Source organism: Cellulomonas fimi, assembly GCF_012952065.1.
Lineage (GTDB): Bacteria > Actinomycetota > Actinomycetes > Actinomycetales > Cellulomonadaceae > Pengzhenrongella > Pengzhenrongella fimi_A.
Genome location: NZ_JABCJJ010000035.1, coordinates 1 through 25,589, shown reverse-complemented (window position 1 = coordinate 25,589; position 25,589 = coordinate 1). Strand labels below are relative to the sequence as shown.

Below are 25,589 nucleotides of genomic sequence, written 5' to 3'. Positions count from 1 at the left end.
TCGACGTCCGTGTTCCCCAGGGGTGGCGCCTACGGACCGTTCGCGTCCGTCGACGCCCCGGCCGTGACCACCACGGGCAACGTCTGGCACGACGGACCCAACGCAGGACGCACCATCTGACCGATCCCGTGCTGGGGCACCGCCAGCAGCCGGAGTGACGCATCGGACGCGAGCCCGTAGTCTCGGGCCCGCGTCCGATGCTCCTTCAGCTTCGCTCGGGTCGGAAGAGGCGCTGCCCGGAGCCACGAGGAGGACGCATGCCACGGACGAAGGTGCGAACCGAGCAATGACGAGCGTGATCATCGTCGCCTACAACGAGGCGAGCATCATCGGTCAGAATCTCGATCTGCTCCTGTCCGGGACCTCGCGGGATGACATGGAGGTCATCGTCGTGGCGAACGGGTGCGTCGACGCGACCGCGGCCGTGGCGCGCGCCCGCGGCGTCCGCGTGCTCGACCTGCCCGACCCCGGGAAGTCCGCAGCCCTGAATGCGGGCGACGCGGTCGCCACGAGCTTCCCCCGCGTCTACCTCGACGCGGACATCGCGGTGAGCTCGGCCATGGTGCGGGCCCTGGCCGACGCACTCTCCCGGCCCGACGCCGGTACAGGGACGGTGCCGCTGGCCGCGGCGCCCGATCGCCACCTGGTCGTGCGTGGTCGTCCGCTGGCCGTGCGCTGCTATTTCGCGATCCAGTCCCGTCTGCCAGCGGCGCGGTCCGGACTGTACGGCCGAGGCATGATCGCGCTCTCGGAGCGAGGTCGGGCCCGATTCGCCCGATTTCCCGACATCCTGGCCGACGACCTCTTCCTCGACTCCCTCTTCGCCGAGTCGGAGCGCGTCATCCTGACGTCCGTCCGGACGGAGGTCCAGACGCCGAGGAGTACGCGCGACCTCGTCCTACGCTTGACGCGCGTGCGGCGCGGGAACGCCGAACTTCGCGCCCTCTCGGGACAGGGTGGCGTCCACGAGGTGCGCAGGTCGAGCCGTATCAGCTGGCTGCGGCACGTCGTGCTCCGGCAACCGTGGCTGTTGCCGGCCGGAGTCCCTTACGCGGTGATCACGGTCCTCGCCGATCTGCGCGCACGTCGCGTCGGCGATCGCTGGGAGCGCGACTCCTCCACTCGCCGTCCCGACGACGCCGGCCCGGGTCGCTGAGGTGGCACGACGCCCGGAGCACTGTTCACACGGGAAGCCTTCAGCCCGTCGTCCGGACGCGCGTCGCGAGCGCATTCGACCGGGGGTTCCGATGCGTCCAGCGCACGAACGAGCACGCTAGCGCTCACGGGCCGGCCGAGTGGCGGCGGTGGAGGGCGCGATGCTGTGCGGACCTGCAACCTGCCGCAGGTAGCGCGGGCTCGTCAGTGCACGCAACGCCGCACGACTCGTCCGCTTTCCCAGCGTGGCCCGACTCGTCTCGCGCGCCACGAGCACCGCCCAGAAGCAGGCCGTCGCCACGGTCCCGTGGCGACGGCTGAAGAGTCGCAACCGATTGACGACCAGGAGCTGCCACAGTGCCGGGTTGCGTGCGGAACCTCCCTGGAGGTGGACCGCCCGGGCCGTCGGAACGAAGTAGGTCGCGTACCCGGCGTCACGCGCCCGAAGGGCGAAGTCGGTCTCCTCCGAGTACAGGAAGTACGACTCGTCCCAGGGCCCGACCGCGGCCCAGCACTGCGCGGAGATGAGCTGCGTCGAGCCCTCCGCCCAGTCGGTCGGTAGCTCGTCCCCGTAGGCCCCCGGGTCTGTGATCACCTCCCCGAGGTCGGCGATCCGGCCCGCGCGCTCCGCGCCGAGCACCGTGTCGGCGAGCGCACGACGCAATGTCGGCTCGCGGCGACGGGACCAGAGAAGTCGACCGTGGGCGTCATCGAGTCGCGGCACGACGATGCCGGCACCGGTCCTCCCGAGCGCCGTCACGAGTTCCGGGACGCAGTCCCGCTCGAGCCGGACGTCCGGGTTGAGCACGAGGACAGCGGTGCAGTCCCCTGCGTGTGCGACACCGAGGTTGATGCCCGCCGCGTACCCACCGTTCGTGTCGGATCTGATCACGGTCGCGTAGGGCGCGATCGACCGCACGACGTCCACCGTGTCATCGCTCGAACCGTTGTCGACGACCACGAGCGTCCAGCTCAGGGAACCCATCCCCGCGGGGAGCGACGCGAGGAGTCCGGGTACGACGTCGACGCTGTTGAAAGTCACGACGACCACGGCCACCCGTTCAGGATCGCCGCCCATGCCAGCAGTCACGTAGGACATCCTCAGGACAGGTCGATGAGCGAGTGCAGCGGATACTTGCACGAATCCCGACCGGGCGCATCACCGCCCACCCCGGGTGCCCACGGCAACTGGGTGAACCTCCGTGCGAGCGGCCTGTGCGTCCGGTTTCGTACCTTATCGTCGACAGGTCGGGCCAGACCTGGCCGCTCGAGGGGAGGCCACTATGGCTGTCGCAGACAGACGGCGCACACCTGTCTCGATCGTGTGCGTCTTCAACGACCTGGATGTCCGCACGAGCTGCCTGGACCGATCCATCGAAGCGGGCCTTGCCGATGCACCGAACACGGAGTACATCCCCGTCGACAACCGGACGGGTCGCTTCAGCTCCGCGGGCGCTGCGCTGAACGACGGAGCCCGCCGCGCACGACGCGACGTCGTCGTCTTCGTCCACCAGGACGTGTACCTCCACTCGCTCGTGGCCCTCGAGACGGCCGCGGCCGCCCTGCAGGACGAGCCGGACGTAGGTCTCGTCGGTGCGGTCGGCATCACTTCCTCCGGTTCGGTCGCGGGCATCGTGCGCGACCGGGTCGTCCTGATCGGGGAGCCTTCGTCACGGTCGGCCCAGATCGACAGCGTCGACGAGGTGCTGTTCATGGTGGAGCGCGAGTGCATGCTTGACGAGCCCCTCACTGAGCACCCCGACCTTGCGTGGCACGCCTATGCGGTCGAGTACGGCGCCAGGCTCCGGAGCAAGGGACTCCGTGTCGCGACGCGAGACGTCGTACTGACCCACAACAGCCTGACCACGAACCTGAGCCGACTCGCCGAGGCTCACGACCTGGTCGCGGACGTCTATCCCCACCTGCTGCCCATCCGCACCACGTGCGGCGTCATCCGTGCCCGGCGTGACCGCGGACGTTGGCGTTCGGCGGCGCGCCGTCGACACGGCGTCGCGGTGTGGCTCGAAGAATCGCTTGCCGCCGCGCGGCTCGCGCGCCACGCGGGGCTCCGGACCGTCGATGTCGTGCTCGGTGACATTCGCCTCACCATCGACGACGCACTGCGAACCTTGGGCGTCCCGGCGATCGACATCGTGAATCTCGACGCCTCGGCTTCCGGCACCGGTGCGTGGACGGTCGATTCTCTCTCACGCCGCGATCGCGACGTCTCCGCCAGGATCGCCGACCTCGATGACGCCGTCCGAATGGTGGGCGGGGTCCGCATCGATCGCGCGCTACTCGTCTCCGGGGTCGACGCGCACGCGATGTCTCGGCTCGCACCGGCCCTACGGGGCACGCCGCACGTCGTCGGTCTCGCACGTGACACCGGTGCCTGGGTGCTGTGCCACGCAATCACGTCCCAGACCGGCTCTGGGCTGCGGGCACTGTGGCCAGGCCGACGCAACGCGCCGTTCGGGCGACGTCCGGGTGCGGCAACTCGGGCGCGGGTAAGCGGCGACGCACCCGCCGAGCGGTCCGGCTTGACCGGTGTCGTCGATGATGCGTGACGGACATGCACAGGGGCCACCCGGGCCCGCTCGAGCGGGACTGCGACGCCTGAGGGCCTCCCTGCACGCGGGCGTGCTCGGGCTCGCGGTCGCACTGACCGATCTGACACCGCCTGGCGTCAGGTACGGCTACGTGCAACCGCTCGCGCGCACGGCGCTGCGGCGCCCGCTCACGGTCGTGAGCGCAGTCGATGGCGTCGCGTTCATGCCGCCGAACCCGCACCCGCCCCCGGGGCGCACGGATCTGCGCTGCGGTCTCGTGGCCGATCATCTCGACGTCGGGGGCATCGGGCGTGTGATCGAGATGCTCACGGAGGGGCTCAGGTCGGCGGGGATCGAACCCGTGGTGGTGTGCCCCCGTGACGGCGAGCGCAGCGCACGCCTGCGCGCGCTCGGCTACGAGGTCATCGTCGCGCCGGATGCGCGCTCGGCAGGTGTGGCTCTCGAGTCTGCCGGCCTCGACGTCGTCGAGCTGCACAGCGCTCCGGCGCACCTGGTCGGCGCCGTGCTCGGCAGCGACGTTCCGGTCCTGCCTGTTCTGCACAACACGGAGATCCACTACGCGCGGCTGCAGTGGCGCGCCACGGCGGCTCTCTTCGGACGCGCCGAGGCCGTGATCGCCGTCAGCGAGATCGTGCGACGATTCCACCTCGAGCGCCTCCCGGCGACCCCCCACGACAAGATCGTGGTCGTCCCGAACGGCGCGATGACGATGCCCCAGGCGGACGCCAGCGCCCGCTCGCGAGCGCGCGAACACCTCGCGAGCGTGCTCGGAGCACGGCTGACGAAGTCGGCGGTGTTCGTGTCGCTTGTCCGCTACGACTCTCAGAAGAACGTAGCTGGCACGGTCGCGTCGTTCCTCGAAGCCGCCGACTCGTGCCACGTCCCCGTCCACCTCGTCGTGGCAGGCGAGCCCTCCGACTGGCTCGAGTACTGCCGGGCGGACGCGCTCCGGCGCCGCCACCCGCGAGCGGATCGTGTCCACCTGCTCGGGAACTCGGACGCCGCCACGCTGCTGGCGGCCGCGGATGCATTCCTTCTCAACTCGTTCTTCGAAGGTTGGCCGCTCGCGACGACCGAGGCGGTCGCGGCCGGCCTGCCGATCGTCGTCAGCGACTCCGGGGGTGCCGCGGAGCTCGTCGCACGAGCCCCCGAGGGCTCGATGCTGATCGGCAACGCCACGGGCCCTGCCGGGTCCGTGTCGGACCGCAGTGCGCGGGCGGCACGGCGCAGAGCCGCCCGTCAACGCAACAGGCCGGAGCTCGCCGCCGCCGTGAGCGCAGTCGCGACAGCCGTGGCGCAAGCCGCGACCGGCGGCCCCGGCGGACCGGCCGACGACAGCTACGGCGTGATGGTGGACGGTCACGCACGCCTGCTCCGTGCGGTCGGACGCACTCGCAGCACCGTCATCGCACCGAGCAAGCAACACTCTGCGTGAGCGGGATGCCACCATGACGGGCGGAACTCGGGAGGACGCGGGCAGAAGGCGAGTCATGGCAGCTTCCTCGCACGAGTCGCTCGCTCGCGACGCGGGGAACAGCCAGGACGCGCCGAGCACGGAGGGTGCACCGCCGGGCTTGGCGCGCACGGCAGCGTCCGGTGCCGCATGGCTCACCGCGCAGAAGTGGGTCGTCCGACTCTCGGGCCTCATCACGATCGCCGTTCTCGCTCGGCTGGTCTCTCCGCACGACTTCGGCGTGGTCGCCGCCGCAGCAGCCGTCATTCCCTTCGTGCTCCTCCTGTCGGATCTCGGCCTCTCGACCTACCTGGTCCAGACCGAAGACCCCGACGAGGTGGTTCTCAGCACGGGATTCTGGTTCTCGCTCTCCGCCGCTGTCGTCGTCGGCGGGGGACTTTTCGCCTTGGTCCCGGTCGTGGTGAACGCGCTCCAGGTGCCTGATGCCGGTCCGGTACTCCAGGTCCTGCTCGCTTCCGTCCCGCTGGTAGTCGCCGCCTCCGTGCCGACTGCTCTGCTCCGCCGCCGCATGCAGTTCCGCACGCTCGCATTGCAGGGGGCCCTCGGCGCCGGCGTCGCGCAGGCGGTGGCGATCGTCGTCGCGGTGGCGGGCGGGGGTGCGTGGGCACTTGTCGCCCAGGCGCTGACCACCACCCTGATCACGTCCACCTTGGCCTGGACGACAGCGCGCTGGGCACCGTCGTGGCGCTTCTCATGGCGCGAGTTCGCTGCCATGACGCGATTCGGCTACAAGATCGTCGCCGTCGAACTGGTGGCCGTTCTACGGAACTGGGGCGAGACCGCCATCGTCGCGGTCTCCCTCGGGACGGTAGCGCTCGGTTATCTCACGATCGCGCAGCGCCTCGTACGGGTCGCCCAGGAGCTCGGGGGTTCCGCCGTGGCTCCCGTGGCGGTCGTCGTCCTGGCAAAGGTCCGCGAGACACCGGATCGGCTCCGGCAGGCCTATCGGCGCGCCTCCACCTTGACCTACGGGGTCGCCACACCGCTGCTCACCTACGTCGCCGTCGCTGCCCCCGTGGTCATCCCCGTACTGTTCGGGTCGCGGTGGGGCGCGAGCGAGCCTGTCACGCGCGGGCTCGCGATCGCCGGGATCCTCACGATCGGGGCCTTCGTCGACCACGGGCTCTTCTACGCCCTCGGGCGCCCGGGGAAGTGGCTCGTCTATGCCACGATCACCGACCTTGTGACCGTGGGCACCACCGCGCTCGTGGTGAGCCGAGGACTCACCGCGGTCGCGTGGGCTTTCGTGGTTGTCGCCGTGGCCGCGACGGTCGTGCGCTGGGCGCTCGTCTCGAAGGAGATCGGTACGACGTTCGTGGGGCTCGCCCGGTCCTTCGGATCGGTTGTCGTCTGCGCCCTCGGCTCGACGACGGTGGGGCTGCTGGTGCTCACCTCCACCTCGGGGCCGCTCCTCGTGCGTGCGGCGCTCGTCGGCGTGGCGGTCGTCACCGTCCACCTCGTCCTGCTGCGCCTGGTGCTGCCAGCCACCTACGCTGATGCGCTCGAACTAGGACCGCTTCCTGCCCGTGTGCGGGTGCGCCTCAAGCGCCTGTCGAGGCTGCCGAGCTGAGCAGGTCCCCCGCGCGGGTCACAGTTGGTGGCGCACCCCGGCCAGGCGAGCGAGCTTGGCCGGCACACGGCTGGCTTCGACGGGAAGGTCTGCGAGCCAGGAGCCCGCCGTGTAGGAGACCGCTGCCAGCTCGTACACGGAAGCGAGCCGCTCGGCCATCTCCGTGAGGCCGAATCGCTCCTCGGCGAAGGCACGTCCGAAGGCGCCGAGGCGACGCCGGCGTGGGGCCTCCTCGATCAAACCGCGCAGGTGCTGCGCGAGCAGGGCGTCCGGGTCGTCGACCCGTTCCGGGCTCCAGTAGCTGTTCCGCGCGAGCGTTGCCGCGTTGTCGGGCTCGAACACGACGCTCCAGCCGTTCTCGCCCTGGACGACCAGGGGCTTGCCGTGCGCGAGCCCGCGCGCCGCGGAACTGCCCATGCCGAGCACGATGTCCGCATTCGCATACGCCGATCGTGGGTCCGCCATCGCACCGAGGAACCGCACCGCAGCGCGACCGAGGTCGGCGTTCGTCTTCTCGCCCAGTGTTCGGAGTCTGGGTTCAGCCTTGCCCGAGCCCACGATCTCGAGCGTGACGTCATACTCCCCGAGCCGCCCGACCGCCCCGATCGCCGCCTCGACCGGCACCGACTTCATGTCCTCCTCGAGGCGGGAGACGATCACGACGGTGACGCCGGCGCTCGGAGACACCGCCTCCGCGGGACGGTTCCGAATCAGGTCGACCGGCGGGCTCATGAGCACCGTAGGGCCAGGGCGATCGCCGCACTCCTCGTGAAGGTATTCGGTGCCCACGATCATGGGCATGTGTCGGTGCACCGACGGGTGCAGTGCCATCTCGTACATGGTCAGGACCCACGGACGTCGGCCCAAGCGGCACGGACCCCAGTACGCGGCGCGCGCCGCGCCCCATGTGCCGTAAGCGTGGACGACGTCGGCACCGATTTCGTCGGCCCGCCGCGCGAGCACCCGCGCGTGCGCCAGCACGGTCGACGGCTCACGGTACGGGTGAACGGTGAGCGCACGGTCCCGGGCGACATCCAGAAGCGTCGGTCCCTTCGATGCCGGGGCCGGCCCGATGAGGTGGGAGCGGAACCCGAGCGGTGCGATCGCTTCGGCGAGGTCGAGCGCGATGATCTGCGTCCCACCGAGCTCGAGGCTGTTCAGGTGGACGAGGACGAGCCGGTCCCCAGCGGTCACCTCACTGCTCCGCTCAACGCATCGACGACCACTCCCTGCTGTGCCTCTGTCAGGTGCGGGTGCAAGGGCAACGACAGGATCCGCCCGGCGGCGGCCTCCGCGACGGGGAAGGAACCGGCGCCGTACCCGAGGTGCGCGTAGGCACCGGTCAGGTGAACCGGGGTGGGATAGTGGATGCCCGCGCCGATGCCGGCCTTGTTGAGCTCGTGGAGCACGCGGTCGCGGTCGTCCACCTGCACGACGTACAAGTGCCAGACGTCCTCGTTGCCGGGTACGACCTTGGGCGTTCGAACCCCGAGCACGTCGGCCAGCATCATCCCGTACCGGGCGGCCGCCGCGCGGCGCGCATCGTTCCACGCCGCGAGCCGGCGGAGCTTCGCCTCGAGCACCACCGCCTGCACCGTGTCGAGCCTCGAGTTCATCCCGACCCGCTCGTGCTCGTACTTGCGTTCGCTGCCGTGCGCGGACAGGACACGGACGGTCCGTGCCACGCCGGCGTCGTTCGTGGTCACCGCTCCTGCGTCGCCCGCAGCGCCGAGGTTCTTCCCCGGATAGAAGCTCGTCCCGGCGGCCACGCCAAAGCTTCCCGCCGCCTGCCCGCCGCGGCGCGCGCCCTGCGCCTGCGCCGCGTCCTCGACGAGCGGGACGCCGGCGTCGGCCGCGACCTTGAGGAGCTCGTCCATCGGCGCGACCTGGCCGAAGAGGTGGACCGGGACAATCGCCTCCGTGCGCGCGGTGAGGGCGGCGCGGACCGCGGCCGGGTCGATGAGCAGGTGCTCCTCGTCGACGTCCACGAGGACGGGAACCGCTCCGATCCGCGACACCGCCTCGGCCGTCGCGATGAAGGTGTTCGCCGGGATCACGACCTCACCACCCGGCCCCACCCCGACCGCCCGGAGGGCGAGCTCGAGCGCGTCGGTCCCGTTGGCGACCCCCACGCAGTGCTCGACACCGATGGCGGCCGCGTACGCCCGTTCGAACCGGCCCACGGCCGGACCGCCGATGAAGGCCGTCGTGGTGAAGACCTCGCCCAGCCCGGCGCGCACCTCGTCGGCCACCTCCGCCTGCTGTGCCGCGAGATCGACCAGGGGGATCCTCATGTGCTCGTCTGCCTCTCAGAGCGGTCGTCGGGGCCGTGGATCGGCCGCGCCGGGACGCCTGCCCACGTCTCCCCGTCGGGCATGTCGGTGAGCAGCACCCCACCCATGCCGAGTGTCGCGCCAGCCCCGACGACGACTCGCTCGCGCACGCTCGCAGCCATTCCCAGGTAGGCCGCGCGGCCCACGTGCACGCCCCCTCCGAGGGCGACGCCCGCGCAGACCGTCGAGAAGTCCTCGAGCACGTCGTCGTGCGTGAGCGTCGCGTTCGGCATGACGACGACGTGGCGACCCACCCGCACCGCGGCCGTGAGCACGACCCCGGCGAGCAGGATCGAGCCCGAACCGACGGAGCAGCCCACGGGCACGTCGACGCCCGGATGCACGACAGTCGCGTAGCGGTCCTCATCCACGCCCAGGTCGGCGAGCCGCGCGGCCAACCGCTCGCGTCCGGCGCCACGCCCGACGCACAGCAGAACCGCGGCATCCGGGTGGTGCTTGACCTCCTCGAGGCCACCCAGGACGGGAACCCCGTCGACCGAGGTGCCGCGCCGCGTGACGTCGTCGTCCAGGAACCCCGTGACCTCGTGCGCGCCACCGGCGCGCACGAGCGCAAGCACCTCGCGTGCGAGCCCGCTCGCGGCGACGAGAAGCAGCTGCCCTGACGCGGCCATCAGCTCAGGCCCCCCGGACCGTGGCAGCCGAGCGCAGGGCGTCGACGACGCGTGCCAGCTCGGACTCGGACATCTGGTGGAACACCGGAAGGATGAGCGTGGCATCTGTCAGGTGCTCGGTCACCGGCAACGGGATAGAACCCGTGTCCCGCTCGATGTACGCGGCCTGCCGGTGTGCCGCCATGATGCCGCGACGCGCCGAGATCTCCGCGGCGGCCAGATGGGCCAGCAGCCCGTCCCGGTCGAGGGGGAACCCTGGACCGACCTCGACCCAGAACGACTGGAAGTTGCATGTCCCCCACGCCGGGTCGACGACCGCACGCAGGCCGGGGATCTCGGCGATCTGCTTGGTGTAGGTGGCTGCGATCTCCCGGCGACGGGTGACGATCTCGGGCAGTCGACCGAGCTGCACGATCCCGACGGCCGCCTGCAGGTCCGTCATCCGGTAGTTGAACCCGACCTCGTCGTACTCCTCCGCGGGGGCGAGCACGCTGGCATGGCGTTCCGCGGCTGACACGCTCATCGCGTGCTCGCGGAGGCGCCGCGCGCGGTCGGCCCACTCGGGGCGAGACGTCGTCAGCATGCCGCCCTCGCCGGTGGTGATGATCTTTCGTGGATGGAACGACCACGCCACCAGCTCGGCCCCCGCACCCACCTGGCGGCCGCGGTAGGTGGACCCGGCACCGCAGGCCGCATCCTCGATGACCACGACCCCCCGTGGGTCGCAGATCGCGCGGATCGGGTCGAGGTCCACAGGGACCCCACCTTGGTCCACCGCGATCACGGCCCGCGTGCGGGACGTGATCGCGGCGGCGATCGTGTCGGCCGTCAGATTCCCCGTGACCGGGTCCACGTCCGCGAACACGGGTCGGGCGCCGACGTAGAGGACCGCGTTCGCGGTGGCGATGAAGGAGAACGACGGCACGACGACGTCGTCCCCCGGGCCGACCCCGGCCACCACGAGCGCGAGGTGCAGCGCCGTCGTGCAGCTCGAGAGGGCCACGGCGTGCTCAGCCTGCTGGACCCGGGCGAACTCCTGCTCGAACGCGGCGACGCGCGGGCCCTGGGCGACCCAGCCCGACGCGAGCACCTCGGCGACCGCAGCGGACTCCTCGACGCCGAGCCAGGGCTGCATGACGTTGATCCTCGTCATGGGGTACCCGCCCGAGCGAGCCAGTTGACGTCCTCCACGCGCGCCAGCATGTCCGTAGTGCTGACCGGGCTGCTGCGGAACCACGAGACGAGCTCGGCGACGCCCTCGCGGAAGTCGACCTGCGGGACGAAACCGGTGAGCGAGCGCATCACGGACGGGTCACCGAGAAGCCGACGGACGTCCCCTGGTCTGGGGTCACGGTGCTCCGGCACCAGGTCGGGCCGCCCCACGGCCGCCGCCACCGCGGCGCACAGCTCGTTGATCGTCACCTCGGTTCCGGATCCGAGATTGATCGTCTGCCCCGCGACTCCCGAGGAGGTACCCAGCATGGCCAGTGCCGAGGCGGTGTCCGAGACGTGCATGAAGTCGCGCGTCTGCTCGCCGTCGCCGTACACGAGGGGGCGGTGCCCGGCCAGGAGGCGCACGATCGTCCGCGGCAGCACCTCGCCGCTGTCGCCCTCGAAGTGGCTGCGCGGCCCGTACGTGTTGAACGGCCGCACCACCACCGAATCCATGCCGTACGTCCGGTGGAAAGCTCGCGCGTACGCCTCGCCCGCGAGCTTGCTCCCCCCGTAGACCGTCTCGGGCCACGTCGGATGGCGCTCGTCCATGGGTGCGTACTGCGCGGTGCCGAACACCTCGCTCGTGCTCACGTAGACGAAGCGTCGAACCTCGTTGTCCCGCGCGCTCCCCAGCATGGCGAGCGTGCCTTCGGCGTTCACGCGATGGTTCTCGACGGGATCATGCAGGCTGTGCCGAACCCCGAGGCACGCAAGGTGGTAGACGATCTCGGCACCCGCGAGGGCGGCCCGCCGAGCATCCTCGTCCCTGATGTCCCCCACCAGCAGCGCGAAACGTCCATCACCGTCGAGGTCTTCCAGGTTCCGCCGCGTGCCGTTCACGAGGTTGTCCAGCACGCGGACCTCGCCCGCACCGCGGTCGAGGAGAACGTCGACCAGATGGCTTCCGATGAACCCGGCGCCTCCCGTCACCAGCACCGTGGCCCCCTGCAGAGCGCTCATGCCACGGTCTCCAGGGCGACACCGGGGTACGCATCGACCAGCCGGCCGCCATCGGCCAGGCTGCGCGACGACGCTTCGAGCACGTCGAGCACCCGCAGACCGGCCGCACCGTCGGTGCGCGGTGCGCGACCCTCGCGGATGCTGGCGGCGAACTCGGCCACCATCGCACCGAGCGCCTCCTTCTCGGGGAGCGCCGGCGCCCACGCGTCGCCGAGGCGGTACGAGACGTTGGCGGCGGTCTTCTCCGGGCCCGTCGCGAGACCTGTGGCGCCACCGAGGTCGACGCCACGGTCGTAGACGGTGAGCCGCTGCTGCGGGCTCAGGTCGTCCCACACCAGCGTGCGCTTGCTCCCGCCCACGACCATCTGCCGGATCTTGGTCGGGCTCAGCCAGTTGACGTGCACGTGCGCGATCGCGCCGCCGGGAAGCGGCAGCGAAAGGTAGCCGACGCATGACTGCCCCGCACCGAGCGGGTCCGCGCCTTGGGCCGCGACGCCCGTCGGCCTCAGTCCGCCGGGGAGGATGAAGTCGAGGATCGAGAGGTCGTGGGGTGCGAGGTCCCAGAAGACGTCGACGTCCGCCTGGACCAGGCCCAGGTTGATGCGCACCGAGTCGACGAAGTGGATGTCGCCGAGCGCGCCGTCGGCGATCAGCTCGCGGATCTTGAGCACGGCCGGCGTGTAGCAGAACGTGTGGTCGACCATGAGCACGCGGTCGACCTCCGCGGCGCGGGCGACCATCGACCGCGCGAGCCCCCCGTCGTCCGCCACCGGCTTCTCGACCAGCACGTGCTTGCCCGCATCGAGAGCAGCGAGCGCGATGGGAGCGTGCGTCCGTGCGGGCGTCGCGATGGCGACCGCGTCGACGTCGTCGCGTGCGAGCAGCTCGTGCGTCGACACCATGACGTCCACCGTGCTGCGCGGGCCGACGACGCGGACGGCCCGGTCCCGGTCCACGTCGCACACGGCCACCAGGTCCCAGTCGGGACTGGTCCGGAAGTTCCGTGCCAGGTTAGGCCCCCAGTAACCGGCACCGATCACAGCGGCGCGCAACTGTCCCGTCATCTCGTCCCCTGCTCTCGTTCGTGTCGTCTCGGCGAGCCCAGTGTCGGCCGAGCGAACCAGGCATCTGGGTGGATCTACGGCAATTCACCCGGATGCCAGGCGCTTTTCGCCCGGTCAGCCCGTGGGCGTGAACGCCACGTCGACCCAGTAGTTGGAGCTGGACGACATCGCGGGGAAGCCGGTGCCGTACACGTACGCGCCCGCCGTGGCCCCCGTGCTGAGCGGACCGTTGACGCGCGACCCGGCGAGCCCGTTGACCGTCAGCGAGTAGCGCCCGGTCGTCGAGTGGTACGCCGCCGTGTACACCTGCCCGGCGGCGACCGGCACCGGCGTGGGGAGCGTCACCGTCTGCCACCCCGACCCCGTCTCCGACGACGACGGCGCGCTGGCGAGCCTCGTGCCGTCGGGCCCCCACAGCGCCACCGTGTGGGTTCCCGTGTTCGTCGAGCCCTTGTAGAAGCGGATCGCCGTCACCTCACCGTTCACGGCGGCGGTGAACCGCACCCCCACCTGGACGGCCTTTGTGTCGTTCCAGGCTGAGTAGACCGGCGTGTCGGCGTCGGTCCACAGGCTGCACGGGCACTGCCCGGCGACGGGTTCGGGTGCCGTCGTGAACTGCCACGTGCCGCCCTCGATCGCCGTCCCGTCGAGGCTCGCCACCGCGCTCACGACCGTCTCCCCGGGCATCGCAGCCGAGGGCGTGAACCTCAGGGTGCGCGTCCCGGCGTCGAAGCTGCTGGCGCCCGCGACCGGACCGGCGTCCGTCGTGAGCGCGAGCGTGGGCGTACCTGCCGCCGGAACCCTCGACAACGTCGCCGTGACCGCAGTCGACCGCGACACCCCGGTGGCACCCGCAGCGGGCGACACGGCGGTGACCGTGGGAGGTGTCGCGGCGACGGACCGGAACATCACGTCGACGTAGTAGTTGGTCGAGCTCCAGCTCCTCGTCGGGAACCCTCCGCCGTAGACGTAGCGGCCGTTGTTGCCCGCCGGAGCCGTCAGCGGACCCCGAGTCCATGCCGTCGTCGCGAAGTAGCTCCTCGCGGCGGCGTACCTGCCCTGCGGGGCGAAGTAGGACACGACGTACGTCTGGCCCGCCTGCACGCTCACCGGCGCGGCGAACGCCGCGCTCTGCCACCCCGTCGCGGTCTCGTCGGTGAACGTCACGGTGGCCAGTCGGGTGCCGGTGGCCGACCACAGGGAGCCGGTGTGCGTACCACCGTTACCGGCCCCCTTGTAGAACCGGACACCCATCACCTCCCCGTCCGTGGCCGGGACGAACGCCAGCCCGAGCTCGGTCGCCGACGAGTCCGTCGACGCCGGCACCGCCGGCGTGTCGGCGTCGGTCCACAGGCTGCACGGGCACTGCCCGGCGACGGGTTCGGGTGCCGTCGTGAACTGCCACGTGCCGCCCTCGATCGCCGTCCCGTCGAGGCTCGCCACCGCGCTCACGACCGTCTCCCCGGGCATCGCAGCCGAGGGCGTGAACCTCAGGGTGCGCGTCCCGGCGTCGAAGCTGCTGGCGCCCGCGACCGGACCGGCGTCCGTCGTGAGCGCGAGCGTGGGCGTACCTGCCGCCGGAACCCTCGACAACGTCGCCGTGACCGCAGTCGACCGCGACACCCCGGTGGCACCCGCAGCGGGCGACACGGCGGTGACCGTGGGAGGTGTCGCGGCGACGGACCGGAACATCACGTCGACGTAGTAGTTGGTCGAGCTCCAGCTCCTCGTCGGGAACCCTCCGCCGTAGACGTAGCGGCCGTTGTTGCCCGCCGGAGCCGTCAGCGGACCCCGAGTCCATGCCGTCGTCGCGAAGTAGCTCCTCGCGGCGGCGTACCTGCCCTGCGGGGCGAAGTAGGACACGACGTACGTCTGGCCCGCCTGCACGCTCACCGGCGCGGCGAACGCCGCGCTCTGCCACCCCGTCGCGGTCTCGTCGGTGAACGTCACGGTGGCCAGTCGGGTGCCGGTGGCCGACCACAGGGAGCCGGTGTGCGTACCACCGTTACCGGCCCCCTTGTAGAACCGGACACCCATCACCTCCCCGTCCGTGGCCGGGACGAACGCCAGCCCGAGCTCGGTCGCCGACGAGTCCGTCGACGCCGGCACCGCCGGGACCTGCTCCGCGAACAGGGTGCACGGGCACGTGCCCGTGCCCGCCGTCGTGAAGGTCCAGGTCACGGGCGCAGCGCTGACACCGTCGGTCGACCTGATCCCCGTGACGGAGACCGAGTGCGTCGCGCCCCCGGCCATCGCGGCCGACGGCGTGAACGTGACGGTGCGCCCGTCCTCCGACCACGCCGTCGCTCCGGCCACCGCCTGGCCGCTCTCCTGCACGCCCACCTGCGCCCCCGCGGCCACCGGTCGCGAGAAGGTCGCCGAGATCGTCGATGCCGGGTCGACCCCCATGGCCCCGGGAGCGGGCGTCCGACTGACGACCGCAGGCGGCTCCGTGGCGGCGCGCTCGAACACGACGTCGACCAGGTAGCTGCTCGACGTGCTCAGCGTCGGGAACGCATCGGCGTAGACGAAGACGCCACCGGACTGCGGGACCGTCAGCGGCTCCCGTGTGAAGGCGCTCCCGTACGCGTTCGGGGTGGTGGAGTAACGGCCCGCAGGCGCCCGGTACGTCGCGACGTACTGCGTGCCCGGCGCGACGGCGACAGGCGTCGGGAACGTGACCGTCTGCCATCCGCTCGTGCTCTCCGCCGAGAACGTCGCCGAGGCGAGCCGCTCACCCGCGGCCGACCACAGGGAACCGACGTGGGATCCGGTGTTGCCCGGGCCCTTGTAGAAGCGCACGCCCGTCACGTTGCCGGCGACCGCGCTCGTGAACCTGACCCCCAGGGTCACGGCTGCCGTGTCCGTCACCTCGAGCACGTTCGGCTGGTCGGTGTCGTCGTACAGGGAGCACGGGCACACACCCGGCGTGCTGGGGGCGAGCGCCGTCGTGAAGGACCACGGCGCTGCGCCGACCAGCGGCTCCCCGCGCAGATCGGTGGCCGTCACGGTGGCGGTGTACGTCACGCCGTTCGTGAGAGCACCGGCCGTGGGCGTGAAGGTGACCCTGCGGGCGGCGTCGTCGTACGTCGTGGTGCCGGTGACGACCTGGCCGGCGGGGTCCGCCAGCGTGACGGCCGCGGAACCGGTGGCCGCCGCGCGGGAGAAGACCGCGGTGACGCTCGAGCCGAGCGGCACGCTCGTCGATCCGTCCAACGGGGTCCGGTCCACCACCCGGAGCGGTGCGGTGTCCTGCACGTCGAAGACGACGTCCACGAAGTAGTTCGTCGCCCTGTAGGTCCTCGACGGGAACGTGCCCGCGTTGCCGAACACGCCTGACTGCTGCGTCCCGAAGCCGCCCGTCGTGATGATGGGTGGTGCGTTCGCTCCGGCGGCGCTGAAGTAGTCGATCACTCCGGCGTACCTGCCCGCCGGAGCCGTGTAGGACACCACGTAGGTCTGCCCGGCGACCAGCCGCACCGACTGGGGGAAGGCGGCCTCCTGCCACCCGGTGGCCGTCTCGTCGGTGAACGTGACGGTCGAGAGACGCTGCCCGGCTGCGTCCCAGAGCGAGCCCGTGTGGGTCCCGGTGTTCCCCTCGCCCTTGTAGAAGCGCACGCCGGTCGCGAAGCCGTCCCGGTCGGTCGAGAACCGCAGCCCGAGCTCCACCGAGCTGGCGTCCGCGACCGACGGGGTCGCCGGGACGTCGGTGCCGAACGCGCTGCACGGGCACGTGGCGATCAGCGGGAGGACCGCCGCCGAGCCCGTCCTCGCGCTGTCGTCGACGGCACGGACCTGCACCTCGACGTCACCGAGCCCGACCTGGCGGTAGGTGTAGGACCACGCCGTCGTGCCGGTGGCAGGGTGCCACGTCGCGCCGCCGTCCGTCGACACCTCCACGCCGGCGACGCGGCCGCCGCCGACGTCGGACGCGGTGCCCGTGACGGTGACCGGCGTGCCGTTCGCCACGCTCGTGCCGGCCGCCGGGGAGGTCACGGTCGTGGTGGGGCCGGTCGTGTCCGTCGAGGCGGTCGCCGGCGCAAGGTCAGGGGCGAGCGTCGCGGGCTGGACCCCCATGTCCGCGAAGAGGTTGATCGGCGCCTGGCGCATGCGCGGGTCGGCCGCCGGGCCGTCGCCGTCGTGGGTCGCGTCCAGCCCCCACGTCCACTGGATGGACCCGGCGGAGAAGACCAGCGCCCCGCTCGCGGCCCGGTACAGCGTCGTGTTGTGGACCGTCGTGCCGGGGGCGACCGTGTTCCCGTAGTCGAGCAGGTACTCCGGCACGGGACCCGTCGTGGTCGAGAGCCGGATCAGCCCGGGTGGCCGGGCCCCGTTGTCACGGTCCTCGTTGGACTCGTAGCCGACCGTGGTTCGTGCGAGCTCCTGAGAGGTGCCGGCCGGGAGCGACGCCAGGCTGGTGGAGCGCCAGAGCCGCAGCCGTCCCTCCTCGGCGGAGACCGTCACGGGCAGGTCCGAGAAGTTGGACATGTAGAGCGTCCCGGTGAGCGCGTTCTCGGGCATGTTCCCGCCCGCGGAGGTCGGCGCGAACCGCGGGTCCCGCCAGGTGCCCGTCCACTCGCTCGACGGATCGATCTTGCGGCTCGCGAACGTCTCCTTGTACGAGACGAGCGTGCGGTACGGCGTGCTCGTCCCATCGGCGGACCCGGCCCACCGGGCACGCCAGTACATCTCGTTGCCGGAGAAGAACGCCAGGTTCACGCCTGCGTCGCGGGCTGCCTCGACGTTCGCCCGCTGCGGACCGGTCCAGTACTCGTCGTGGCCGACGGAGAGGAAGACCTTGTGGTTGAGGAGCAGGTCGCCTCGACGGTCCGTGTCCGCGCCCGCCTGGTACGTGACGTCGTAGCCGTTCTGCTCGAGGAACCGGACCATCGGGTACTCGGCGCTGAAGTAGAAGTCGCGCGCGGTGACGCCCTCTCGCGTGGCGAACGGCCGGTTGTAGCTGAGCGCGTACCCGCGGCTGCTCGACGCGCCCCGGTAGAAGCTGGTCCCGCCGTAGGTGTTGTACGCCTGCCAGGTCGTGTCCGAGGTCTGGAACACCATGTCCGAGGTGCTGGCGTCGTTGCGGACGACGAAGGTGATGTGGCTCCCGCCGCCCGTGTCGTCCCCACGGGTGAGCAGAGCGACGTACACGCCGGATACGGCGTCGGCGGGAACCTGCCACGAGGCCGACACGCCCCATGTCCCGCAGTCGTACAGGCCGGTGGTCACCTCCGTGAGGCACTCCGGCTGCATCTGCGGGAGCGTCGCGGACGGGACGACGCTCGCCACCTTGCGTGCGCCCTTCCCGCCGTACCAGCCCGTGCGGTAGATGTCGATCGAGTAGGCCGCGGCATCGGTGTCGATCTTGAAGTCCACCTGCTCGCCGACGTTGACGCTGATCTCGGTGGCGAAGCCTTGGATCGACGGGTCGCCTGCTCCCCGGATGTCCCACTCGCTGCGGTTGGCACCGGGCTTGGAGTTCTCGCACGCGATCGGGTTGCCACCCACCCCGCACGGGTCGGACGCGGCGGTAGCGGGGGCCGGCAGTCCGACGAGGAGCGATGCCAGGAGGGCCAGGATCCCCACGAGCGCGGTGAGCGCGCCCCGGACTGAGGGCCGGTAAGTCGGGGTCATCTCGGAGTCCTTGTCGTCGGAGCCGTACCTGCGTCGCCCGGTCGGACGCGCTGCCTCGCTACGCTCGCGCGGTATCCCGCACACTCGGAGCACCTCTGCCACCTGCGGCAGCGGTCCGACCGGAGGAGATCCCCGTGCCCGATGTCGCCCCCCGCATCGCCCCCACCGCGGACGTCGACGACCGCGCCACGATCGGCCCCGGCACCCTCGTCTGGCACCTCGCGCAGATCCGCGAGCACGCCGTCGTCGGCCAGGAGTGCATCATCGGGCGCGGGGCGTACCTGGGCCCGGGCGTCCGGCTGGGCGACCGCTGCAAGATCCAGAACCACGCGCTCGTGTACGAGCCCGCCGTTCTCGCGGACGGCGTCTTCGTCGGCCCGGCCGTCGTGTTCACCAACGACTACTTCCCGCGCGCGGTCACGCCGGACGGTGCGCTCAAGACGGGCGACGACTGGCACGCCGTCGGTGTGACGGTCCACGAAGGCGCCTCGATCGGTGCCCGCGCGGTGTGCGTCGCGCCCGTGACCATCGGTCGCTGGGCAACCGTCGCGGCCGGTGCGGTGGTCACGCGTGACGTCCCCGACTTCGCGCTCGTCGCAGGGGTTCCCGCGCGCCGCATCCGATGGGTGGGACGCGCCGGCATCCCCCTGGAAGCCACCGACGACGCCGCGACCTGGCGCTGCCCGGAGACCGGCTCGCTGTACGACGAGCACGCCGACGACGTCCTGACGGAGCGCTCCTGAGCACTCAGTACGCACCGGCGCCACCGAACACCGCCCGCGTCGTCTTCCACAGGATGAGCAGGTCCATCGCGATCGACCAGTTGTCGACGTAACGGAGGTCGAGCTGGATCGACTCGTCCCAGCTCAGCGACGCCCGCCCGCTCACCTGCCACAGCCCGGTGAGACCCGGCCGTACGTGAAGTCGCCGCATCACACGGTCGCGGTAGCCGTCGACCTCCTCCGGCAGCGGCGGACGCGGGCCGACGAGCGACATGTCCCCCTTGACGACATTCAGCAGCTGGGGAAGCTCGTCGATGGAGAACCGGCGCAGGACGCGACCGACAGGCGTGATCCGCGGGTCCCTCACCATCTTGAACATCAGGCCGTCCCGGTCGCTGTGCCCGAGCAGGCCGGATCGACGCGCCTCCGCATCGACGTACATGCTCCGAAGCTTCCACATGGTGAAGGCCTGCCCGTCGACGCCGATCCGGCGCTGCCGGAAGAACACCGGCCCGGGGCTCGTCGCACGGACGACCACCGCGGCGAGCCCGATGACGGGCGAAGCCGCGAGCAGGAGGGCCGTTCCCAGGACCCGGTCGAGGATCGACTTCGCCACCAGGCGACCCCGCGGGCAGGCGGTCTCCACCTCCAGGAGGGAGAGCCCGGCTGTCGGGCGGAGCGCGACACGAGGTCCGAGCACCTCGACGAGGCCCGGTGCGACGACGAGCTGCGCACCGACCCGGCCGAGCGCCCAGGAGAGGCGCCGCAGGGGCTCGCCCGCGAGCTCGCCTCCCGCGACGATGACCACGTCGGCTCCGTGGTCATGAGCGACCTGCGGGATGTCCGCGAGCGCGCCCAGCGTGCGGACGCCGATCGGCGGCGCGGGGTCGGCGACAGAAGGAAGGCAGACGCCGACGACCTTGTACCCGTGATGGGGAGCGGCGCGCAGATCTCGGACCACCCTCTCGACGGACGCCCCGTCCCCCACGACCAGGGTGCGGGACATCGCCTCACCCCTGCTCCGCAGTCGGTGCAGCGAGCGCCGGAGCACGTGCCGTCCGATCGCCGCGCCGAGCATCGTCACCGGAACCTGCACCAGCAGGAGGGCTCGCGGCACGGAGAGCTCGAGCAGCATGGCGGCGACCGCGATCCCCGCCACGGAAACAGCACCTGCCCGGAGGATCGCCTGGAACTCGCCCGGCCCGTCACCGATGATCCGACGGTCATAACCGCGTGCAGCCCACAGCATGGCGAGGAAGACCGTCATGACCGACCCGCTCCACACCAGGTGCAGCGGGCTCACGGTGCTGATGGCCGCCAGCGCGACCGCTGCCGCGGCGGCGCCGGCGATCCCGTCCGCGGCCAGCGAGGCACGCACGAACCCCCGGGAGCGGTCCCGCCAGTGGTCCGCGTCACGACGCGCGACGACCCGCAGGGGGGGCCGGGCGACGAACGGCTGCGACGAGGCCCAGGAGAGGTGCGGGCCTGCGGCGGCGCGGCGACGGTCAGCCACTGCGGGGTCGCTGAGCGCGTCCCTCGGGTAGTCGAGCAGTGTCATGGCGGTCCCGTTCCGAGCTGCTGCTGGTTCGGGTCGACGCTATGCGTGCCTTGCGGCGTTTTGGGGATTTGCGTCCGATTTCACCCTGAACCGACCGCTTCGTTCCGCCATCCGGATGAACGACCGCATCAGGTCGGGCTACGTCTTCGTGTGGTGCTGCAGCTGTGCCTTCTCGAGACCCTCCGTCAGCAGGAGCTCGGTCGCATCCGCCGCGGCGTCGACGAGCCACGCCAGCTCCTTGCGCTCGGCGCCGGAGAAGTCCTTGAGCACGTAGTCCGCGGCGTCCATCCGACCCGGCGGACGGCCGACTCCCACCCGCACCCGCAGGTAGTCACGCGTGCCGAGCGCCTTGGTCACGTCCCGCAGGCCGTTGTGCCCGCCCTCGCCGCCCCCGAGCTTGAGCTTGATGTCGCCGAACGGGATGTCGAGCTCGTCGTGGACCACGACGACACGGTCCGGCTCGACCCGGTAGTACTGGCCGAGCCCCGACACGGGGCCGCCCGAGACGTTCATGTAGGTCGACGGCTTCGCGAGCACGACCCGCGCTCCGGGGGCACCACCCGGGAGCACGCCGAGACGCGCCTCCGCCGTCGCCGCCCGGGCACCGCCGACGCTCCGTGCCGAGAAGGTGACCCCGGCGCGCCGGGCAAGCTCGTCGAGCACCATCTGGCCGACGTTGTGGCGGTTCCCCGCGTAGGCGGGCCCGGGGTTGCCGAGCCCGACGACGAGCCAGCGACCGTCCGCCATCGTCCGTCCCTCCTGTCGCGGCCTGTCGCGGCCTGTCGCGGCCTGTCGCGGCACCGTGGCCGTTCCCGGATGCCGCAGCGGCAGCCGTTCCCGGACACCGCGACGCCCGGCGCCGTACGAGACCGTACCGGGCGCTGCGGGTCGGCCACGCGCCGACGGGGTCAGCCCGTCGAGCGGGGGCGTCAGGCCTGCGCTGCGGCGGAGGCGGCGGCCTGCCCGGCGGCGATCTCGGCGTCGGCGGCCTCGTCCTCGGCGGAGACCTGCGGCACGGCGATCGTCACGACGATGAGCTCGGGGTTGTCCGTGAGGGTCGCGCCCTCGGGGAGCGTGACGTCGCCCGCGCGGACCTGCGTGCCGGCCTCGAGGCCCTCGATCGAGACCTCGACCTGCTCCGGGAGGTCCGTGGCCTCGGCCGAGAGCGCGATGGTCTGCAGCTCGACGAAGTGGATCGTGCCGGGCGCCGACTCGCCGGTGACGTGCACGGGGACCTCGACGGCGACCTTCTCGCCCTTCTTCACGATCAGCATGTCGACGTGCTCGATGACGTTCTTGACCGGGTCGCGCTGGACGTCCTTGGCGATGGTCAGCTGCGACGTGCCGTCGAGCTCGATCGAGAACAGCGCGTTCGCGTGCTTGAGCGCCAGCATCGTCTGGTGGCCGGGGAGCGAGACGTGGAGCGGCTCCCCGCCGTGCCCGTAGAGGACGGCGGGGATCAGGCCGGCGCGGCGGGTGCGGCGTGCGGCGCCCTTGCCGAAGTCGGTGCGGGCGGTGGCGACGAGCTTGATCTCGGACACGGTGACTCCCAGACGGTGGTGTGTTTCAGCAGGGACAGGTCTCGGGGTGGCCTCGACGCGGGGCGCAGGACGGGCACGCGGAGGCGACCGCCTAGTCGATCACGGACCCGAGACCCGTCAGGAGACCCTGACCGTCCGACATCCCTCGCCGAGGCAACCGGACGAGTCTACCCGGCCCGGGGCGGGCTGAGAAACGCTCAGGCCTGGCCGTCGAAGAGCGAGGTGACCGAGCCGTCGTCGAAGACCTCGCGGATGGCGCGCGCGATGAGCGGCGCGATCGAGAGGACCGTCAGCTGCGGGAACCGCCGGTCCTCGGCGATCGGCAGGGTGTCGGAGACCACGACCTCGGTGATCCGCGAGTTCTTGAGGCGGTCCACCGCCGGTCCCGACAGCACGGCGTGCGTCGAGGCCACGATGACCTCGGCGGCGCCGTTCTCGAACAGGGCCTCGGCGGCCTGCACGATCGTGCCGGCGGTGTCGATCATGTCGTCGACGATGACGCACGTGCGGCCCTCGACCTTGCCGACGAGCTCGTGCACCTTGACCTGGTTCGGGATCGTGGGGTCCCGGCGCTTGTGGATGATGGCGAGCGGGGCGCCGAGCCGGTCGGACCACTGGTCGGCGAGACGCACGCGGCCGGCGTCGGGCGAGACCACGGTCAGGCGGCTGAGGTCCACGCGGCTGCGCACGTAGCTCGCCAGCAGCGGGAGCGCCATGAGGTGGTCGACGGGCCCGTCGAAGAAGCCCTGGATCTGGGCGGTGTGCAGGTCGACGCTCATGAGGCGGTCCGCGCCGGCCGTCTTGAACATGTCCGCGATCAGGCGGGCCGAGATCGGCTCGCGTCCGCGGTGCTTCTTGTCCTGACGCGCGTACCCGTAGAACGGCACGATCACGGTGATGGTCTTGGCCGACGCGCGCTTGAGCGCGTCGACCATGATCAGCTGCTCCATGATCCACTCGTTGATCGGCGCCGCGTGGCTCTGGAGCACGAAGGCGTCGGCACCGCGGACGGACTCGCCGAACCGGACGTAGATCTCGCCGTTCGCGAAGTCGTACGCCGTCGTCGGGACGAGCTCGGTGTCGAGCTGGGACGCGACCGCCTCCGCGAGCTCGGGGTGCGCGCGTCCGGAGACGAGCACGAGTCGCTTGTCGCCCTTGAGCGAGGTGATGCCGGTCATCGGGTGTCGTCCTTCGGGGTCGGTGCCGGCAGGGAGTCGTCGGTGCGCTGGGCCGCGGACGCGGGACGGACCGCCGCGGGTGGAGGCCCCGGTGCCGCCGAGTGCGCCGCCTGGCCGGCGCGCGCCCGCTCGGCGCGTGCCTGCGGGGAGAGCCCGTCGTCGTCGCCGCGCTCGGCGAGCGCACGCGCTGCCGCCTCGGCGGCCTCCGTGCCTGAGCGGCTCCGCAGGACCCAGCCCTCGATGTTCCGCTGCGCACCCGAGCTGACGGCCAGCGACCCGGGCGGGACGTCGCGGCGGATGACCGAGCCTGCTCCGGTGTACGCGCCGTCGCCGACCGTGACCGGCGCGACGAACATGTTGTCCGACCCGGTCCGGGCGAACGAGCCGATCGTCGTGTGGTGCTTGCTCACGCCGTCGTAGTTGACGAAGATCGACGCGGCGCCGATGTTCGTCTGCTCGCCGATGGTCGCGTCGCCGACGTAGGACAGGTGCGGCACCTTGGAGCCCGCGCCGATCGTGGCGTTCTTGGTCTCGACGAAGGTCCCGATCTTCCCGTCCTCGCCGAGCACGGTGCCGGGCCGCAGGTACGCGAACGGGCCGACGGTCGCGTCGGGCCCGATCACCGCGCCGGTCCCGTGCGTGCGGACGACAGTCGCGCGTGCGCCGACCTCCGTGTCCGTGAGCGTCGTGTCGGGCCCGATCGTCGCCCCGACCCCCACGACCGTGGACCCGTGGAGCTGCGTCCCCGGCAGCAGCGTGACGTCCGGCGCGAGCTCGACGTCGACGTCGACCCACGTGGTGGCCGGGTCGACGACGGTCACGCCCTCGAGCATCCAGTCCTCGAGCGTGCGCCGGTTGAGCTCGGCACGCAGGGTCGCGAGCTGGACCCGGTCGTTCACGCCCTCCACCAGCAGGGGGTCGTCGGTCCGGACCGCGCGCACGGGCAGCCCGTCGCCGCGGAGGATCCCGAGCACGTCGGTCAGGTAGACCTCACCCTGCGCGTTGTCCTGACCGAGCCGGCCGAGCGCCCCGCGCAGAGCCGCGGCGTCGAACACGTAGACCGACGAGTTGATCTCGGTGATGGCCCGCTGCTCGTCGTCGGCGTCCTTCTCCTCGACGATGCCGACGACGTCGCCCGTCCCGGTCTCGCGCACGACCCGGCCGTAGCCGGTCGGGTCCGTGACCTCGGTCGTCAGCACGGTCACGGCGTTGCCGTCGGCGACGTGGGTGGCGACCAGCTCGCCCAGCGTCGCTCCGTCGAGCAGGGGGACGTCCCCGGCGACGACGACGACGGCGCCGGACGTCTCCGCGTGCGTCGGCTCGTCCGGGGCCCGGTCGCGCGCGAGGTCGGCGTGCGCCGCGGCGTCGAGCACGGACAGGCCGCACTGGACGGCCCGGCCCGTGCCGGGGGTCGCGTCCTGGTCGGCGACCAGGGCCGCGGGGTCGATCGCGCGGACGTGCTCGACCACCTGCTCGCGGGCGTGCCGCACGACGACGACGACGCGTCCCGGCTCGAGCTCGCGTGCGGCGGTAAGCGCGTGGCCGAGCATCGAGCGCCCGCCGAGGGTGTGCAGCACCTTGGGAGTGGCTGACCGCATCCGTGTGCCCTCACCTGCGGCGAGGACGAGGACGGCTGCAGGGCGTGGGGTGGTCACGTCGCGGGACTCCCGTGGATCTGCCCGAGAACGCACCCGGGGGCTGATGGATCGCTCGGTCACTCTACCGCCGAGCGGCAGGGCGGAAGTGCCACCGTCCGTCCTGCCGGACTGCCCAGGTCGTCGCCTGCACGTGCGGATCCCGCGGCGGTCGACCACCCGGGCTCGACAGCGGCGCGGGCGGGTCGACGCCCGGCTCGAGGATCGGTCAGATGGTGCGTCCTGCGTTGGGTCCGTCGTGCCAGACGTTGCCCGTGGTGGTCACGGCCGGGGCGTCGACGGACGCGAACGGTCCGTAGGCGCCACCCCTGGGGAACACGGACGTCGA

General features: G+C 71.6%; 18 protein-coding genes. 5 read left to right on the top strand and 13 right to left on the bottom strand.

All coding sequences use genetic code 11. The features are described from left to right. Positions 1 to 286: 286 nt before the first annotated feature. Positions 287 to 1,156 (top strand): glycosyltransferase family 2 protein, encoded by an 870-nt coding sequence (locus tag HIR71_RS14675; protein ID WP_169325816.1) that lies wholly within the window; start codon positions 287 to 289, stop codon positions 1,154 to 1,156. A 117-nt stretch (positions 1,157 to 1,273) separates the two neighbouring features. On the opposite strand, the gene HIR71_RS14670 is transcribed toward HIR71_RS14675, so the two are convergent. Beyond that, the gene (locus HIR71_RS14670) at positions 1,274 to 2,245 is read right to left on the bottom strand and encodes a glycosyltransferase family 2 protein (RefSeq protein WP_211374254.1); all 972 of its coding nucleotides are present in this window, start codon (positions 2,243 to 2,245) and stop codon (positions 1,274 to 1,276) included. A 544-nt stretch (positions 2,246 to 2,789) separates the two neighbouring features. Between HIR71_RS14670 and HIR71_RS14665 the strand changes: the two genes are divergently transcribed. From HIR71_RS14665 to HIR71_RS14655, 3 genes are all read left to right on the top strand, one after another. After that, positions 2,790 to 3,722, top strand: a complete 933-nt coding sequence (locus tag HIR71_RS14665; protein WP_472595105.1) for a hypothetical protein — start codon at positions 2,790 to 2,792, stop codon at positions 3,720 to 3,722. A gap of 178 nt (positions 3,723 to 3,900) precedes the next feature. Next, entirely contained in the window at positions 3,901 to 5,160 is a 1,260-nt protein-coding gene (locus HIR71_RS14660; protein ID WP_169325814.1) for a glycosyltransferase family 4 protein, read from the top strand. 55 nt (positions 5,161 to 5,215) lie between these two features. Continuing rightward, complete coding sequence (locus HIR71_RS14655; RefSeq protein ID WP_169325813.1) at positions 5,216 to 6,769, top strand: oligosaccharide flippase family protein; 1,554 nt, start codon at positions 5,216 to 5,218, stop codon at positions 6,767 to 6,769. A gap of 18 nt (positions 6,770 to 6,787) precedes the next feature. Here HIR71_RS14655 and HIR71_RS14650 read toward each other — a convergent pair whose 3' ends face one another. The 7 genes from HIR71_RS14650 to HIR71_RS14620 form a co-directional block, all read right to left on the bottom strand. After that, entirely contained in the window at positions 6,788 to 7,963 is a 1,176-nt protein-coding gene (locus HIR71_RS14650; protein ID WP_169325812.1) for a glycosyltransferase family 4 protein, read from the bottom strand. Beyond that, on the bottom strand, positions 7,960 to 9,063 hold the full coding sequence (locus tag HIR71_RS14645) for a DegT/DnrJ/EryC1/StrS family aminotransferase (RefSeq protein WP_169325811.1): 1,104 nt from the start codon (positions 9,061 to 9,063) through the stop codon (positions 7,960 to 7,962). Before HIR71_RS14645 ends, HIR71_RS14650 begins: the two co-directional genes overlap by 4 nt. Next, complete coding sequence (locus tag HIR71_RS14640) at positions 9,060 to 9,734, bottom strand: NeuD/PglB/VioB family sugar acetyltransferase (protein WP_169325810.1); 675 nt, start codon at positions 9,732 to 9,734, stop codon at positions 9,060 to 9,062. Before HIR71_RS14640 ends, HIR71_RS14645 begins: the two co-directional genes overlap by 4 nt. A 4-nt stretch (positions 9,735 to 9,738) precedes the next feature. Continuing rightward, positions 9,739 to 10,887, bottom strand: coding sequence for a DegT/DnrJ/EryC1/StrS family aminotransferase (locus HIR71_RS14635; protein WP_169325809.1), 1,149 nt, complete (start codon positions 10,885 to 10,887; stop codon positions 9,739 to 9,741). Then, positions 10,884 to 11,909, bottom strand: a complete 1,026-nt coding sequence (locus tag HIR71_RS14630; RefSeq protein WP_169325808.1) for a dTDP-glucose 4,6-dehydratase — start codon at positions 11,907 to 11,909, stop codon at positions 10,884 to 10,886. The genes HIR71_RS14635 and HIR71_RS14630 overlap by 4 nt, the downstream gene beginning before the upstream one ends. Continuing rightward, a complete protein-coding gene (locus HIR71_RS14625; RefSeq protein ID WP_169325807.1) occupies positions 11,906 to 12,973 on the bottom strand; it encodes a Gfo/Idh/MocA family protein in 1,068 nt (355 codons plus the stop codon). The genes HIR71_RS14630 and HIR71_RS14625 overlap by 4 nt, the downstream gene beginning before the upstream one ends. 114 nt (positions 12,974 to 13,087) lie before the next feature. Next, a complete protein-coding gene (locus HIR71_RS14620) occupies positions 13,088 to 18,607 on the bottom strand; it encodes a DUF4082 domain-containing protein (RefSeq protein WP_169325806.1) in 5,520 nt (1,839 codons plus the stop codon). A gap of 134 nt (positions 18,608 to 18,741) precedes the next feature. On the opposite strand from HIR71_RS14620, the gene HIR71_RS14615 reads away from it, so the two are divergent. Further along, positions 18,742 to 19,350: an acyltransferase gene (locus tag HIR71_RS14615; protein WP_169325805.1), complete on the top strand. Its 609-nt coding sequence runs from the start codon at positions 18,742 to 18,744 to the stop codon at positions 19,348 to 19,350. Positions 19,351 to 19,354: 4 nt separating this feature from the next. Here HIR71_RS14615 and HIR71_RS14610 read toward each other — a convergent pair whose 3' ends face one another. The 5 genes from HIR71_RS14610 to glmU all read right to left on the bottom strand — a co-directional run bounded on the left by HIR71_RS14610 (position 19,355) and on the right by glmU (position 25,204). After that, positions 19,355 to 20,887, bottom strand: coding sequence for a sugar transferase (locus HIR71_RS14610; protein ID WP_169325804.1), 1,533 nt, complete (start codon positions 20,885 to 20,887; stop codon positions 19,355 to 19,357). A 138-nt stretch (positions 20,888 to 21,025) separates the two neighbouring features. Beyond that, positions 21,026 to 21,634, bottom strand: coding sequence for an aminoacyl-tRNA hydrolase (gene pth, locus HIR71_RS14605; RefSeq protein ID WP_169325803.1), 609 nt, complete (start codon positions 21,632 to 21,634; stop codon positions 21,026 to 21,028). 182 nt (positions 21,635 to 21,816) lie between these two features. Continuing rightward, positions 21,817 to 22,428, bottom strand: a complete 612-nt coding sequence (locus HIR71_RS14600) for a 50S ribosomal protein L25/general stress protein Ctc (RefSeq protein ID WP_169325802.1) — start codon at positions 22,426 to 22,428, stop codon at positions 21,817 to 21,819. 197 nt (positions 22,429 to 22,625) lie between these two features. Then, on the bottom strand, positions 22,626 to 23,606 hold the full coding sequence (locus HIR71_RS14595) for a ribose-phosphate diphosphokinase (protein ID WP_169325801.1): 981 nt from the start codon (positions 23,604 to 23,606) through the stop codon (positions 22,626 to 22,628). Beyond that, a complete protein-coding gene (gene glmU / locus HIR71_RS14590; RefSeq protein ID WP_249051904.1) occupies positions 23,603 to 25,204 on the bottom strand; it encodes a bifunctional UDP-N-acetylglucosamine diphosphorylase/glucosamine-1-phosphate N-acetyltransferase GlmU in 1,602 nt (533 codons plus the stop codon). The genes HIR71_RS14595 and glmU overlap by 4 nt, the downstream gene beginning before the upstream one ends. Positions 25,205 to 25,589 lie beyond the last annotated feature (385 nt).

Coding starts and splice junctions, on each gene's coding strand:
- HIR71_RS14595 (WP_169325801.1), bottom strand. CDS start 23,606: ATGACCGGCATCACCTCGCTCAAGGGCGACAAGCGACTCGTGCTCGTC.
- HIR71_RS14645 (WP_169325811.1), bottom strand. CDS start 9,063: ATGAGGATCCCCCTGGTCGATCTCGCGGCACAGCAGGCGGAGGTGGCC.
- HIR71_RS14655 (WP_169325813.1), top strand. CDS start 5,216: ATGGCAGCTTCCTCGCACGAGTCGCTCGCTCGCGACGCGGGGAACAGC.
- glmU (WP_249051904.1), bottom strand. CDS start 25,204: ATGCGGTCAGCCACTCCCAAGGTGCTGCACACCCTCGGCGGGCGCTCG.
- pth (WP_169325803.1), bottom strand. CDS start 21,634: ATGGCGGACGGTCGCTGGCTCGTCGTCGGGCTCGGCAACCCCGGGCCC.
- HIR71_RS14620 (WP_169325806.1), bottom strand. CDS start 18,607: ATGACCCCGACTTACCGGCCCTCAGTCCGGGGCGCGCTCACCGCGCTC.
- HIR71_RS14675 (WP_169325816.1), top strand. CDS start 287: ATGACGAGCGTGATCATCGTCGCCTACAACGAGGCGAGCATCATCGGT.
- HIR71_RS14610 (WP_169325804.1), bottom strand. CDS start 20,887: ATGACACTGCTCGACTACCCGAGGGACGCGCTCAGCGACCCCGCAGTG.
- HIR71_RS14625 (WP_169325807.1), bottom strand. CDS start 12,973: ATGACGGGACAGTTGCGCGCCGCTGTGATCGGTGCCGGTTACTGGGGG.
- HIR71_RS14635 (WP_169325809.1), bottom strand. CDS start 10,887: ATGACGAGGATCAACGTCATGCAGCCCTGGCTCGGCGTCGAGGAGTCC.
- HIR71_RS14630 (WP_169325808.1), bottom strand. CDS start 11,909: ATGAGCGCTCTGCAGGGGGCCACGGTGCTGGTGACGGGAGGCGCCGGG.
- HIR71_RS14640 (WP_169325810.1), bottom strand. CDS start 9,734: ATGGCCGCGTCAGGGCAGCTGCTTCTCGTCGCCGCGAGCGGGCTCGCA.